14 protein-coding genes, 1 tRNA gene and 1 other RNA gene are annotated in these 13,161 nt (G+C 43.0%); 6 read left to right on the forward strand and 10 right to left on the reverse strand.

Annotated elements, in window-relative coordinates; all coding sequences use genetic code 11:
* Window positions 1-753: a metal ABC transporter ATP-binding protein gene (locus tag ACHUFA_RS07450; RefSeq protein WP_222347476.1), complete on the reverse strand. Its 753-nt coding sequence runs from the start codon at window positions 751-753 to the stop codon at window positions 1-3.
* 68 nt (window positions 754-821) lie between these two features.
* Window positions 822-1,748 (reverse strand): metal ABC transporter solute-binding protein, Zn/Mn family, encoded by a 927-nt coding sequence (locus ACHUFA_RS07455; RefSeq protein WP_222347629.1) that lies wholly within the window; start codon window positions 1,746-1,748, stop codon window positions 822-824.
* 137 nt (window positions 1,749-1,885) lie between these two features.
* Between ACHUFA_RS07455 and ACHUFA_RS07460 the strand changes: the two genes are divergently transcribed.
* Window positions 1,886-2,542 (forward strand): metal-dependent transcriptional regulator, encoded by a 657-nt coding sequence (locus ACHUFA_RS07460; RefSeq protein ID WP_222347477.1) that lies wholly within the window; start codon window positions 1,886-1,888, stop codon window positions 2,540-2,542.
* A 39-nt stretch (window positions 2,543-2,581) separates the two neighbouring features.
* On the opposite strand, the gene ACHUFA_RS07465 is transcribed toward ACHUFA_RS07460, so the two are convergent.
* The 3 genes from ACHUFA_RS07465 to ACHUFA_RS07475 form a co-directional block, all read right to left on the reverse strand.
* Window positions 2,582-2,698 (reverse strand): CPBP family glutamic-type intramembrane protease, encoded by a 117-nt coding sequence (locus tag ACHUFA_RS07465; RefSeq protein ID WP_394405318.1) that lies wholly within the window; start codon window positions 2,696-2,698, stop codon window positions 2,582-2,584.
* Window positions 2,699-3,032: 334 nt separating this feature from the next.
* Window positions 3,033-3,476: a D-aminoacyl-tRNA deacylase gene (gene dtd, locus ACHUFA_RS07470; protein WP_394405319.1), complete on the reverse strand. Its 444-nt coding sequence runs from the start codon at window positions 3,474-3,476 to the stop codon at window positions 3,033-3,035.
* Window positions 3,477-3,515: 39 nt separating this feature from the next.
* Window positions 3,516-5,717 (reverse strand): RelA/SpoT family protein, encoded by a 2,202-nt coding sequence (locus tag ACHUFA_RS07475; protein ID WP_394405320.1) that lies wholly within the window; start codon window positions 5,715-5,717, stop codon window positions 3,516-3,518.
* A gap of 136 nt (window positions 5,718-5,853) precedes the next feature.
* Between ACHUFA_RS07475 and ACHUFA_RS07480 the strand changes: the two genes are divergently transcribed.
* Window positions 5,854-6,621, forward strand: a complete 768-nt coding sequence (locus tag ACHUFA_RS07480; protein ID WP_222347480.1) for an epoxyqueuosine reductase QueH — start codon at window positions 5,854-5,856, stop codon at window positions 6,619-6,621.
* 27 nt (window positions 6,622-6,648) lie between these two features.
* Here ACHUFA_RS07480 and ACHUFA_RS07485 read toward each other — a convergent pair whose 3' ends face one another.
* Genes ACHUFA_RS07485 through ACHUFA_RS07500 form a run of 4 tightly spaced genes read right to left on the reverse strand, consistent with a single transcriptional unit; the run spans window position 6,649 to window position 9,262 of the window.
* Window positions 6,649-7,392 carry a 16S rRNA (uracil(1498)-N(3))-methyltransferase gene (locus ACHUFA_RS07485; RefSeq protein WP_394405321.1) on the reverse strand — a complete coding sequence of 248 codons (744 nt, stop codon included), beginning with the start codon at window positions 7,390-7,392 and terminating at the stop codon, window positions 6,649-6,651.
* Between the two features lies 1 nt (window position 7,393).
* Window positions 7,394-8,350, reverse strand: coding sequence for a 50S ribosomal protein L11 methyltransferase (gene prmA, locus ACHUFA_RS07490; RefSeq protein WP_394405322.1), 957 nt, complete (start codon window positions 8,348-8,350; stop codon window positions 7,394-7,396).
* 4 nt (window positions 8,351-8,354) lie between these two features.
* Window positions 8,355-8,735, reverse strand: coding sequence for an NUDIX domain-containing protein (locus tag ACHUFA_RS07495; protein ID WP_222347631.1), 381 nt, complete (start codon window positions 8,733-8,735; stop codon window positions 8,355-8,357).
* A 56-nt stretch (window positions 8,736-8,791) separates the two neighbouring features.
* Window positions 8,792-9,262 (reverse strand): DUF3013 family protein, encoded by a 471-nt coding sequence (locus tag ACHUFA_RS07500; RefSeq protein ID WP_394405323.1) that lies wholly within the window; start codon window positions 9,260-9,262, stop codon window positions 8,792-8,794.
* Between the two features lie 126 nt (window positions 9,263-9,388).
* Here ACHUFA_RS07500 and ACHUFA_RS07505 point away from each other — a divergent pair, with 126 nt between their 5' ends.
* From ACHUFA_RS07505 to ACHUFA_RS07520, 4 genes are all read left to right on the forward strand, one after another.
* Window positions 9,389-10,294 (forward strand): DMT family transporter, encoded by a 906-nt coding sequence (locus tag ACHUFA_RS07505; RefSeq protein WP_394405324.1) that lies wholly within the window; start codon window positions 9,389-9,391, stop codon window positions 10,292-10,294.
* The gene (locus ACHUFA_RS07510) at window positions 10,284-11,588 is read left to right on the forward strand and encodes a replication-associated recombination protein A (protein WP_394405325.1); all 1,305 of its coding nucleotides are present in this window, start codon (window positions 10,284-10,286) and stop codon (window positions 11,586-11,588) included. The genes ACHUFA_RS07505 and ACHUFA_RS07510 overlap by 11 nt, the downstream gene beginning before the upstream one ends.
* A gap of 74 nt (window positions 11,589-11,662) precedes the next feature.
* A non-coding RNA gene (gene ssrS, locus ACHUFA_RS07515) (6S RNA) lies at window positions 11,663-11,857 on the forward strand.
* Between the two features lie 4 nt (window positions 11,858-11,861).
* Window positions 11,862-11,934, forward strand: a tRNA-Lys gene (locus ACHUFA_RS07520).
* A gap of 100 nt (window positions 11,935-12,034) precedes the next feature.
* Here the strand turns inward: ACHUFA_RS07520 and ACHUFA_RS07525 are convergent.
* A complete protein-coding gene (locus ACHUFA_RS07525) occupies window positions 12,035-13,159 on the reverse strand; it encodes a tyrosine-type recombinase/integrase (RefSeq protein ID WP_394405326.1) in 1,125 nt (374 codons plus the stop codon).
* Between the last annotated feature and the right edge of the window lie 2 nt (window positions 13,160-13,161).

Genomic DNA, 13,161 nt, shown 5'->3' on the forward strand with positions numbered 1-13,161 from the left:
TCACTTCCCTTCTTTTGTCAAAAAGAACTTATCCACTACGCCATAGGTCGTCTGATAATTCTCCGTCGTCAATACTTTTTCCACCGGACCACTAGCTAGAACTGTACGGTTGAGCCAGACAAGATAATCAAAATAATCCGCAACTGTCGTCAAATCATGGTGAATGACAATGGAGGTCTTGCCTTCCGCTTGAAATTCCTTGAGTGTATCCATGATAATGGTCTCTGTCAGCTGATCGATTCCTGCTAAGGGCTCATCCATGAGATAGATTTGTGCCTCTTGCGCCAAAGCACGTGCAATGAAAACACGCTGGCGTTGACCACCAGACAATTGATCAATCTGACGATGGCGTAAGTCTTGTAAATTCATCCGTTCCAAGGCTACCTCAACGATTTCACGATCTTTTTTCCCTGGGCGTTTCAGCCAGTTATTAATATGGGCATAGCGTCCCATGAGAACAATTTCAAAAACAGTAGCAGGAAACTGCCAATTGACCTGACTGGCTTGAGGAATATAGGCCAATTCTTTCTGAATGAGCTGGGCAATTTGTTCAGACTGCCCTAGGAGAGAAACCTTCCCTTTCACCTGACCTTCCAAGCCCAAAATAGCCTTCATGAGACTAGATTTTCCTGCGCCATTCGGTCCCACAATGGCTGTCCGACTTCCTTGCGGAATGATCAAGTTTACATTTTCCAAAGCCGAAACTGCGCCATAAGTCAAACTAACCTCTTGCATTTCGAGTACTGTTTTCATCTTGTCCTACTTTCCCCTAAAAGGAAGGCTGAGAACTCTATCTCAGCCTGACCTTTTATGCTTTATGTTTATTTTAATGATGCTACGATGAGATTTACATTGTGTTTGTACATATCAATGTAAGTATCTCCATCTTCACCTTCTGGTGCCAATGAATCTGAGAAAAGTTCCTTGCCTTCACCAGTCACTACTTCAACTTTTCCACCCTTAGCTGCAACAGCTTCTTTCAATTTTTCCATGCGCTCAGGATTTGTTGTTGACTCTGTAAAGATTGCTTTCACCTTGTGGTCAATGATCAAGTTAACGGTGTCAATCATATCACTGTTAGCAACTTCTGAGTCCGTACTTACACCTTGAGGTGCATAGAGGGTGAAGTCATAGCTCGCCGCAAAATAGTTAAAGGCATCGTGTGGTGTTACCAAGTAGCGGCTATTTGCTGGAATGACGCTGAGTTCTTTACTTACCCACGCATCCAACTCATCCAATTGTGCCAAGTAAGATTTTTCATTTTCTTTAATCTTTTCAGCCTTGGCTGGGACCAATTCTTGCAACTGAGCAGAAGCAACTTTTACCGCTGACTGGTACAAGCTGATATCAAACCAGAAGTGTGGGTCAGTGATTTTTTCACCGTCTTCTTCCATGGTATTTATCTTTTCTTTAGGGAAATTTTTGGTTACAGCTACACCAGTTTGTTCTAACGCATCGACCATTTTCCCTTCAAAATGCAGGCCATGATAGAGAACCAAGTCCGCATTTTTCAACTTGTCTAAGTCGCTAGATTTAGCAACGTAGAGGTGTGGGTCTTCCCCAGCAGGGATAATCAATTCCCGTTTGACATCATCACCAGCTAGCTGATACACCATATCATACAGGAAAGATGTCGTCACAGTCACAGTCGGTTTTTCATTGGATTTTTTCTGGCTCGCTGTTGATTGACAAGCCAACAAAATACAACAGGATAATAGCGCAAGTACGCTCGCAAATATTTTCTTCAACATAGAAACTCCTTTTTATGTTATATATATTATTTTATTAGGTTTACCTAATTTTCTTAATAATATATATTAAAAAACACCATCTGTCAACCTTTTATATTATTTTTTGGTATAATAACTAAGAAAGAGAGCGAAACATGACACCAAATAAAGAAGATTACTTGAAATGTATTTATGAATTAGGGCAGATTGGTCAGAAAATGACCAATAAAAAAATCGCAGAAACTATGCAATTTTCTGCGCCAGCCGTTTCCGAAATGATGAAAAAGCTCTTAGCGGAGGGCTTAGTCCAAAAAGATAGCAAAATTGGTTATCGCTTAGAGGAACGAGGACAAAAGATGGTTGCTGACCTCTACCGCAAGCACCGCCTCATCGAAGTTTTCTTGCTCAATCAGTTGGGTTATTCTGCCGAAGAAGTCCACGAAGAAGCGGAGGTTTTGGAACATACCATTTCTGATTTATTTGTGGAACGCCTGGATGCTGTACTTGGTTTTCCTGAAATCTGTCCTCACGGGGGAACGATTCCTAGACAGGGACAACCTTTGGTAGAACGCTATGCAACCAGATTATCCACCATTACGCAGGTCGGACACTACCGTCTGGTCCGCGTCAAGGATTTTTACCAACTCCTGCAATATCTCGAACAACACGAACTGGCTATCGGAGATCAACTGGAAATCCTTGAAATTGACATGGACTTCAGCCAAACCGTGACAGTTGCCTACAAGGACAAGCAACTAACTATCCCTATGAGCATTGCCCAAGTATTGTATGTAGAAGAAGAAAAAAACTGAGAAAAATCTCAGTTTTTTGGTTTGTTATGACTAAATAGATTATTTTAAAAAGCTAATTAAAAATGGAAGTAAATTCCAAAAAGCATGATAAACAATTGGATAATAAATACACTTCGTCTTTCTAAAGTACACAGCGAGTACTATCCCTGGCCCCAAATAAAAAATAGAACTACCGATGCTACAATATCTAAATAGTATTTTTGAAAAGGTTTAAACATTTCCATAGTGTACAGACCGGCACTATCTACCAAAAACTTGAATCGATTAGATGAGTTTCACTAGAAATTGCTTGAAGTTGTTTATCATTTAAAAAAGGTAATAAAACAAAGAATAATCAGAAAATTCTGCAAACTAGGATGCGCAACATAAGTAAAAATGTTATGTTTATTACTCAACTTTTAAAGAAATAATGATTTCATCCTTCAAAAAGCAACGAATCCGTCGCTTTTTGTCTGACTTAAAGTAAGAGCTTCCTCAGTTTTGGGGTTTGTTACGGATTTTTAGTATCCAATATAATAGTGACAGGTCCATCATTAACTAGGGAAACCTGCATATCTGCTCCGAACACACCTTTTTCGACAGGTACAAAGTTGGCTAAACTTTGGTTAAATTGGTCATAAAGATGGCTAGCCATATCTGACTTGGCAGCCCCTGTAAAGGCAGGTCTGTTGCCTTTTTTTGTGTCCGCAAACAATGTAAATTGAGAAATAGATAGGATTGCCCCCTGCACATCTTGGACAGAAAGATTCATCTTGCCAGCTTCATCGGAAAATATTCGCATGTTGACAATCTTTCGCACCGCATAATCCAAATCTTCCTGACTATCATCTGGACCAACTCCAACCAACAAGAGCAGACCTTGGTCAATCGCACCGACCACTTCTCCCTCGATGGACACTGAAGCAGACGATACTCGTTGCATCACAATTTTCATACTTCCTCCTTTTATTTTTATAAGCTCGAAAGAGCATGATTACCCATTTGTCCGCTTGACAGAATAAACCTCTGGCACAGACTTGATTTTGTCTACCAAGCTAGTAAGACTGGCCAAATTTGGAATCCCAAAGGAAACGTGAATCGTCGCATACTTCATATCCTTGGTCGGCTGAGCACTCACTGTAGAAATATTCTTACTAGAATTGGTCAATACCTTCAAAACATCATTGAGCAAGCCAGAACGGTTGAGCCCATAGATATCGATATGTGCCATGTATTCCTTGGCAGAATGTTCATCCTCCCAATCCACATCAATTAGTCGCGCCTCATAGTTATCCTGAGCCTTGAGGTTCATGCAATCCGCACGGTGGACAGCCACCCCACGCCCCTTGGTAATATAGCCGACAATCTCATCACCCGGCACTGGATTGCAACATTTGGCAATCCGTACCAAGAGTCCCGAAGCCCCTTCAATGACCACACCACCTTCGTGACGAATCTTCATACTGTCCTTGCTGGCTTGTTTGACCTCACCACCATTGACCAACTCATCAGCTTCAGCCTTAGCCTTAGCCCGCTCTGCTTCACGGCGCTCTTTTTCTGTTAAGCGATTAAAGACAGACATGGCAGAAGTTTCACCGAAACCAACTGCCGCAAAGAGTGACTCGTCTGTTTTATAACCTGTCTTCTGCAATACTTCATCCATGTGCTTGCGGTCAAAGTATTGATTAGCCACATAGCCATGCTCCTGTAGGAGGCTTTGCAGCATTTCACGCCCCTTAGAAACCGACAGTTCTTTGTCTTGGTTTTTGAAAAATTGCTTGATTTTATTGCGTGCCTTATGGGTTTTGACAATATTCACCCAGTCACGGCTCGGTCCAAAGGAATTGGCATTGGTCACAATCTCCACCTGATCACCTGTGCGGAGTTTGGTCGTCAGTGGCACCATGCGACCGTTGACCTTAGCACCTGTTGCTCGTTCACCAACCTTGGTATGAATCTCATAGGCGAAATCAATCGGCACTGAGTCTTTTGGCAACTCACGTACCGTTCCGTCTGGCGTGAAGACGTAAATTCGCTCCGTGAAAATATCGTCCTTAACCGAATCCACGAATGTCTTGGCATCGCCAGCATCTGCCTGCAACTCAATCAAATTATTAATCCACTTGAGCTCGCTTTGTTTGGCAACTGCATTGCCTCCACGTTTGTAAGCCCAGTGAGCCGCAACCCCGTACTCTGCCACTTGGTGCATTTCTCGCGTTCGGATTTGAAATTCAATCGGCCCCTTCGGCCCATAAACTGTCGTGTGAATAGACTGATAACCATTGGCTTTTGGATTGGCAATGTAATCCTTGAAACGACCAGGCATTGGACGCCAAAGTTCGTGAATGTAGCCCAGCATGGCATAAACATCACTCGGCGTCTCCATCACACAGCGAATAGCAGTCAGGTCATAGAGTTCATCAAACCGCTTTTTCTTATCATGCATCTTGCGGTAGATTGAGTAGATATGCTTAGGACGACCATAAATCTGACCTTCCAGATGACGTTCGCTTGCGTAGCTCTCAATCTTGTCCACAACTTCTGCCACCAAAGCTTCCCGCTCACGGCGTTTCTCCGTCATCATGCGGGTAATTTTATAAAATTCAACCTCATTCAAGTAGCGGAAGGACATATCCTCCAACTCCCACTTGATAGAAGAAATCCCCAAACGATGTGCCAGCGGAGCATAAATTTCCATGGTTTCACGTGAAATCCGCTCCTGCTTATCCTTGCGCAAATGCTTGAGCGTTCGCATATTGTGCAGGCGGTCTGCTAATTTGACCAGAATAACCCGCATATCTTTTGACATGGCAATGAGCATCTTGCGGTGGTTTTCCGCCAATTGCTCCTCGTGGCTCTTGTACTCGACCTTACCGAGCTTGGTGACACCGTCGACAATCAGACGAACTTCTGGACCAAATTCAGCTTCCATTTGGTCTAGGGTAATTTCTGTATCCTCTACGACGTCATGTAAAAAACCGCAGGCAACTGTGACTGCGTCTAATTTCAGACCTGCTAAAATCCCTGCCACCTGAATGGGGTGAACAATATAGGGCTCGCCCGACTGACGGAACTGCTCCTTGTGAGCCTCAACCGCGTAGTGCAATGCCTTTTCTACAAACTTTACATCTTCTTCTGGCATATAGGCGCGAGTTAGCTCTACAACTTCCGGACCCGTAAGATTGACTTCCTTCATTTCGGTTCTCTCCTCATTTATTTCTACTATTTTACCACTTTACTGTAAAAAGAAAAAGGCAGAATCCTCGACGAAGCTGACTTGTCTTGCACTTTTTATGGTAAACTAAATTTGACAATCTCAAGGAGTTTATAAAATGATTGATGTAGAAGAAATTTTATCCAGTATGCAGCCCAATCAAAAGGTCAATTATGACCGTGTCATGCAGGAAATGGTTAAGGTTTGGCAGGCAAATCAAGTTCGTCCCCGCATTCTCATGCACGTTTGCTGTGCCCCCTGCAGCACCTATACGCTAGAATATCTAACCCAGTGGGCAGATGTAACCATTTATTTTGCCAATTCAAATATACACCCAAAGGTCGAATACCAGCGTCGTTCCTATGTCACACAAAAATTTGTCCATGATTTCAATCAACAAACTGGACAGCAGGTGCAATTTCTGGCCGCCGACTATGTCCCAAATGAATTTTTCAAGACCGTGCGTGGATTGGAAAAAGAACCTGAGGGCGGTGACCGTTGTCGTGTCTGCTATGATTATCGCTTGGACAAGACTGCGCAAAAGGCTGTCGAGCTAGGATTTGACTACTTTGGAAGCGCCCTGACCATCAGCCCACACAAAAATTCACAAACCATCAACGCTGTTGGAATCGAAGTCCAGCAAGTCTACAATACCCAGTATTTGCCCAGCGATTTTAAGAAAAATCAAGGCTACAAACGCTCGGTTGAAATGTGCAGTGAATACGATATCTACCGCCAGTGCTACTGCGGTTGCGTCTTCGCAGCCCAAGCACAAGGCATTGACTTAGTCCAAGTCAAACAAGATGCGACGAGCTTCATGGCCGACAAGGATGAACACCTCGACTACTCCCATATCCGCTTCATCTTTAATGGAAAAGAATATTAAAAACGAGCCTTTTAAGAGGCTCGTTTTTTACTTAGCTAATTCTAAGGCGTAGCTGACTGCTGATAAAGCGTAAAATGGAGCTGTCTCTGCTCGCATAATGCGCGGTCCCAAACCAACTTTGAGGGCACCGGCTGCTTCAAAAGCCTCAATTTCGGCTGGCGAAATGCCACCTTCTGGTCCGAAGATGAAAAGGATTTTTTGACCGGCTTGGACTTGCGCCAATTCACGCGCCAGCACTGCCTGTTCCCCTACTTTTGCGGACTCCTCATAAGCGATGAAGATTTTATCAAAATCAGCAAGTACCTTGAGAAAATCAGCTTTCTTTTCAAAAAGCGTCACGCTTGGCACCACATTTCGTTTGGATTGCTCCGCTGCTCCCAGAACGATTTTGTCCAACTTATCTTTGCGCTTGACTAATTTTTTGCCGTCCCATTTGACCACTGACCAGTCTGCTGGAAATGCCCAAAGGGCTACTGCGCCTAGCTCAGTTACTTTTTGGGCTACGAATTCTAACTTGTCTCCCTTGGGAAATCCTGAAGCGATGGTCACCTCAACAGGCAGTTCCACATTGTCGGATAGCTCTTCTACAATTTCAAAAGAATGGGCTGCGCTGTCTAATACTTTTGCCAACCGCTTGATATGGTCGTTAAAGACCAGCACAACCTCGTCTCCCTCGGTCAGACGCATAACGTTAAACATGTGTTTAATAGTATCTTTGTCTGTAATGGTAACAGGGTTTTCCGCTCCGCTATTTACAAAATACTGCTGCATCCTAGCCTCCGATAACGCCTGAAATATCGTCAGTTTTCTTGAAGACCACGCAGTTCCACTCGCCTTGGATCATATGAGTTTCGAGGAAGAAACCAGCGCTGTAAGCCGCCTCAAGAACCATGTCCAACTTTTCAGAAATAATGCCTGACATGATGAGGTAGCCCTCGTCTTTAACCAAGCGGTAGGCGTCGTCCGTCAAGTGGATAAGGATGTCAGCCAGGATATTAGCCACGATGACTTCTGCTTCAATCTCAACGCCTTTGAGGAGGTCACCAGCAGCCACATGGATGTTTTCAGTACCTTCGTTGAGGTCGATGTTTTCTTGAGCCACGCGCACCGCTACGTCATCAAGGTCGTAGGCGTAGATGTCTTTAGCACCAAGGAGAGAACTTGCGATAGAAAGGACACCTGAACCAGTACCCACGTCGATAACCGTTTCGCCACCCCGCAAGATTTGCTCAAGGGCAAAGAGACTCATTTTTGTCGTTGGGTGAGTTCCTGTTCCGAAAGCCATTCCTGGGTCAAGTTTGATGAGTTTTTCACCGCTAGAGGCCACATAATCCTCAGTCCAGCTTGGCACGATGGTCAAATCATGAGTGATACGGGCTGGCTCATAGTATTTCTTCCAGTTCTCTGCCCACTCTTCTTCTACCAATTCTTGGGTTTCAAGAGCAATGTCGCCCGTTTCCAAACCGAATCCTGTTAATTCCGCCAAGCGCTCATTGACCTGCGCTTTAATCGCTTCGATATCTGCTGATTCTGGGTAATAAGCCGTGATGGTCACCGTATCAGACTGCTCAATATCAGGGTAAATCTCCCTGAAACGGTCCTCCTGACCAATGTAGTCGGCGCTATCATCAATCGCCACACCAGCGCTTCCCAACTCAATCAAAATATTAGAAGCCGCTTCCTCCGCTTCACGATTCACCATGATGGTTAGTTCTTGCCATGCATTCATGTGTTTAATTTTCACTTTCTAAATAATCTTTTAATCTATTCCGCAACTGCGGTATTACTTGTTCATCTTCCAAAAACTCTGATACAGGCATAAGTTTGTACCCTTGTCCCTCATCACCAAAGATAATCTGGTCATAAAGTTCTTGACTAATTTTTCCAACCATAAAGACTGATAATTTATCCGGATTAACCATACCTTGATAAACCTTAACCCAAATAATGTCACTTTCTTCAATAATAATCGATAACTCTTCCTCAACTTCTCGACGCAAGCATTCAAAAGGGGTTTCATCTCCCTCACGACCACCACCTGGCAAGTCCCACATATTGGGGTGAGGGATTATTGAAATATCATCACGGAGACTGGTGAGGATTCGGTCGTCCATTAGCAGGGCTACCTTACTTCCTGAAAAATTTGTCAGCTTTTCTAACAATCCCACTCCTAATACCTCGGATACCCATGCCACTCAATCTCCGCCAACTCTGCTCTGCCTTTTTCAAAAGCCTCTGCATTCCAGTGCAGACCAAACTCTGGGATACTGTCGTCGCTGAGGAAGTCCATGAGGTCGCTGAGACCTTCGGTTGCAACTTCGTTCAAGGTTTCTGCAAAATAGGCTAAAAATTCCCGTGACAAGCCTTTTTTCGGTTCGTAAGGAATGGCTACTAAGTAGTCGTCTGCATCAAATTTCGTTTTTTCAGGGTTGTAGAAGATGACGTAGTCTTCAAAGACGATATCCTCTGCCGACACCTCACCCGCATCGTCCACCGTTTCCACTTCCGCTTGATTTTGCGCTTCAAGGACAAAGGTTACCTCCACTGCGTGGTTTTTCTTGTCCCAGTCCATAGCAAAGTCAAAGTCAAGGTGCTTGTCTAATTCTTCTTCTAATACTGATAAAAATCCATATTTTGACATCCTGTATGTCCTTTCTCATTACACCACTTTTTCTTTCAAGTGACTATCTCTTTTAAAAACGTTATAATGTGATTATACCATTATCAATGGAAATTCTCATGTATGAGTTCCATCTCGGAGTTTATTATGTCAAAAAAAGAAACCATCATTGGTGAATTATCCGCCCTCTTCTGTGTCTGTATGTGGGGCATTTCCTTTATTTTCAGTAAATCCCTCATGCAAACTTTGGCACCACTCCAGCTCATGGTCCTTCGTTGCATTATCGCCTACGTAGCTCTTTGGATAATCAAACCCCAGTGGCATTTTGAGTGGAAGCAGGAAATACAGTTTTTTCTGACGGCCTTGTTTGGAAATACTCTCTACTTTTTTGCAGAAAATACTGCTCTGCAACTAACTCAAACGTCTAATGTCAGTATTCTCGTGACAACAGCGCCATTGATGACGACTATTTTATTGCATTTTTTGTACAAAAAACAAGATTTTGATCTACGAAGCATCCTTGCCTTTCTCCTATCCTTCATCGGTGTCATCTTGGTTGTTTTAAATGGGGTCGTCCATCTCAAACTCAATCCAATTGGGGACCTCTTATCGCTTGCGGCAGCCCTATCTTGGTCTATTTACAGCCTCTTTTTACTCAAATGCCAAGACTACTGTAGCCCAATCATTGTGACCAGAAAGGTCATGTTCTATGGTTCAATCCTAGCCCTTCCCTTTCTCGCTTTTGAACCAGCTGTCGACCCTCATGCACTCCTGACGTTGGAAAATGGGCACAATCTGATCTTTTTAGGATTGATTTGCAGCGCACTCTGTTATGTCCTATGGAGCCATGCTATCGCTCGAATCGGTGCTATCAAAACAAACACCTACATTTATGCCATTCCACTTGTGACAATGGTTGCCGGCGTTGTATTGTTACATGAAACCGTCACACTCATGGGAATCATCGGGGCAGCCTTTGTTCTCCTTGGAATGACACTAGACACCCTTCGCCAAGAATTGATTACAGCAAAAGGAAAATCAAATGCAAAATAATCTCGCCCTCCGTATGCGCCCGCGCACTATCGACGAGGTCATCGGACAAACCCATCTCGTTGGTCCTGGAAAAATTATCCGCCGTATGGTGGAGGCCAATCGCCTGTCATCCATGATTCTTTATGGACCTCCCGGTATTGGAAAAACCTCTATCGCATCAGCCATTGCAGGCACAACTCAGTTTGCCTTCCGTACTTTTAACGCCACCGTTGACACTAAAAAACGACTGCAAGAAATCGCTGAAGAAGCCAAATTTTCTGGCGGTCTGGTTCTGCTCCTCGATGAAATTCACCGTCTCGACAAGACCAAGCAGGATTTTCTCCTTCCTCTTCTGGAAAATGGCAATATCATCATGATTGGCGCGACCACTGAAAATCCATTTTTCTCCGTGACGCCAGCCATTCGCTCCCGCCTTCAAATTTTTGAGTTGGAACCCTTATCCAATGACGACATCAAAACAGCCGTTTTGAAAGCACTGAATGATCAGGACAGAGGGTTTGATTTTACTGTCAAACTAGACGATGATGCGCTGGACTTTATCGCCACAGCCACCAATGGTGACCTACGTTCAGCCTATAATTCCTTAGATTTGGCAGTGCTGTCTACTCCTGAAAACGAGGAAGGATTGCGCCATATCACACTTGATATCATGGAAAATTCTCTGCAGCGCAGCTATATCACCATGGACAAGGACGGCGACGGTCACTATGATGTCCTCTCAGCACTCCAAAAATCCATTCGTGGCTCAGACGTAGATGCCAGTCTCCACTACGCTGCTCGCTTGGTTGAAGCGGGCGACTTGCCAAGTCTGGCTCGCCGTCTAACCGTTATCGCCTACGAAGATATTGGACTGGCCAATCCTGAAGCACAGATTCATACCGTTACCGCACTTGATGCGGCGCAGAAAATTGGATTCCCTGAAGCACGGATTCTCATCGCTAATGTTGTGATTGATCTGGCCCTGTCTCCTAAATCCAACTCAGCTTATATGGCTATGGATGCAGCGCTAGCTGATTTGCGGAAGTCGGGCAATCTTCCTATCCCACGCCACTTACGGGACGGCCATTACGCTGGCAGCAAGGAGCTTGGAAATGCGATTTCCTACAAGTACCCTCACGCCTATCCTGAAAAATGGGTAGACCAGCAATATCTACCAGATAAACTTAAAAACGCCGGCTATTTTTCCGCTAACGACACTGGAAAATATGAACGCGCCCTCGCCATGACCCAAGAAAAAATAAAAAATTTGAAGGCTGGAAAACCAAGTGCTGACAAGGGTTTACCCTCTTTTTAGATGATACCGTTTCCAAAAAATCATTTTTCCCCTTGAATTTTTTGAAATTTATGATAAGATAAATGTACAGAAAAGAAATGCTGTGGTATACGAATCCGTATCTAAGTGTTGACCGACTATTTTTGTATTACTAGGGAAACTAAGGTTTTCTGGCAGTATGCAGGCCGTCTCACACGGAAGCGACTAAGTCAGAAACGCGTTACCCACCTGCTTATATGCGTGCGGGATCAATACAAATCACGGATCACCGGTACCAATACAGCTTTTTTATTTCCTTCCTTAGCTCAGTTGGTAGAGCAGTGGACTCTTAATCCATGGGTCGTAGGTTCGAGCCCTACAGGGAGGATTGTTGAACATGAGGAAAAGCCTGATTTGTCGGGCTTTTTTGCTTATCTAAAATTGTTTTGTTCTAAATTTGTTCTTACTAGCATTTTACTTTACTTTTCTTAAACTGCCATAAGTTCACGCACCTGTTCAAAACCATATTCCATCTTTTCTTTTAATAAATGACCATACGTTTCAGTCAATTGCTTAATATCTTTATGACCGAAAATTTTAGAAACAACCCAGATATCAACACCGTTCGCTAATAAATAACTTCCATAAGTATGACGTGTACCAGTTGCAGTCATAACACTTTCAATAGACAACTCTTTCAAACACCTTCTTAGATATCTATTCAACGCACTATTACTGGGCACACCATAACGATAATCAAAGAATACTTGATTAGTGTGATTAACAATTCCTCTTTCTAAAAGCACCTGCTCTTGTACTCTTTTTAAATAAGATAATACACTTAGAACATCATCCGACACTGGAATGTAACGAATAGACCATTTTGTTTTTGGCTTGCCAAATTTCTTCAATTCGCCTGCATATCTTCTATATGAATAAATTAGCTTATTTTCCCAATCTATATCTTCCCAACATACCGCCATCGCTTCACCAACACGCATTCCTGTTTTAAACAGAAAATATAACAAATAAGAGGACACAGATTTTAAATAATCAAATTTTGAACGTAAATAAACCAACATCCGCTCATAATCAGACATACTTTGAATATATTTGTCTTCAGGTTGTTTTCGGCATTTCTCGCCAACAAGCTTTACTCCTTCAGTAAAATCAACCAAGATAACTCCATCTCGTCTAGCTTGATTAATAGCTTGTCTAACATCAGAATTCAGTCTCGATACTTGATTTCTCAAGACACGACTACCATATTCATTTATAAATTGTTGATACTCACTAGGTGATATTTTACTAGCCTTCTTCTTTCCAAAGTATTCTAATAATACTCTTCCCCTTTGCTCATACTTTTTCTTAGTAGATACACCCAAATCACTAGGAACAATTATTAAATTATGCCATTCACTCCATAAGTCATAAAGTGTTTGATTACTCGAAAATACTTTTCCTTCTCTTTTTCTCTGTTCAATCTGATTCGCTTCATACTCAGCTTCTTTTTTTGTTCTAAAACCTGAATTTGACGCAATTAACTTTCCATTACTATCATAAATTCTATAATCCCATGTTTTTTTCTTACCTCTTTGTCTATATGTTGCCATAG

The organism is Streptococcus hepaticus, from assembly GCF_043656315.1.
Classification (GTDB): Bacteria; Bacillota; Bacilli; order Lactobacillales; family Streptococcaceae; genus Streptococcus; species Streptococcus hepaticus.

What these genes read in the sequence shown, in the direction of transcription:
- ACHUFA_RS07450 (WP_222347476.1), bottom strand. Translation starts at nt 753, where the DNA reads ATGAAAACAGTACTCGAAATGCAAGAGGTTAGTTTGACTTATGGCGCA.
- ACHUFA_RS07460 (WP_222347477.1), top strand. Translation starts at nt 1,886, where the DNA reads ATGACACCAAATAAAGAAGATTACTTGAAATGTATTTATGAATTAGGG.
- dtd (WP_394405319.1), bottom strand. Translation starts at nt 3,476, where the DNA reads ATGAAAATTGTGATGCAACGAGTATCGTCTGCTTCAGTGTCCATCGAG.
- ACHUFA_RS07475 (WP_394405320.1), bottom strand. Translation starts at nt 5,717, where the DNA reads ATGAAGGAAGTCAATCTTACGGGTCCGGAAGTTGTAGAGCTAACTCGC.
- ACHUFA_RS07480 (WP_222347480.1), top strand. Translation starts at nt 5,854, where the DNA reads ATGATTGATGTAGAAGAAATTTTATCCAGTATGCAGCCCAATCAAAAG.
- ACHUFA_RS07485 (WP_394405321.1), bottom strand. Translation starts at nt 7,392, where the DNA reads ATGCAGCAGTATTTTGTAAATAGCGGAGCGGAAAACCCTGTTACCATT.
- prmA (WP_394405322.1), bottom strand. Translation starts at nt 8,350, where the DNA reads ATGAATGCATGGCAAGAACTAACCATCATGGTGAATCGTGAAGCGGAG.
- ACHUFA_RS07495 (WP_222347631.1), bottom strand. Translation starts at nt 8,735, where the DNA reads ATGGACGACCGAATCCTCACCAGTCTCCGTGATGATATTTCAATAATC.
- ACHUFA_RS07500 (WP_394405323.1), bottom strand. Translation starts at nt 9,262, where the DNA reads ATGTCAAAATATGGATTTTTATCAGTATTAGAAGAAGAATTAGACAAG.
- ACHUFA_RS07505 (WP_394405324.1), top strand. Translation starts at nt 9,389, where the DNA reads ATGTCAAAAAAAGAAACCATCATTGGTGAATTATCCGCCCTCTTCTGT.
- ACHUFA_RS07510 (WP_394405325.1), top strand. Translation starts at nt 10,284, where the DNA reads ATGCAAAATAATCTCGCCCTCCGTATGCGCCCGCGCACTATCGACGAG.
- ACHUFA_RS07525 (WP_394405326.1), bottom strand. Translation starts at nt 13,159, where the DNA reads ATGGCAACATATAGACAAAGAGGTAAGAAAAAAACATGGGATTATAGA.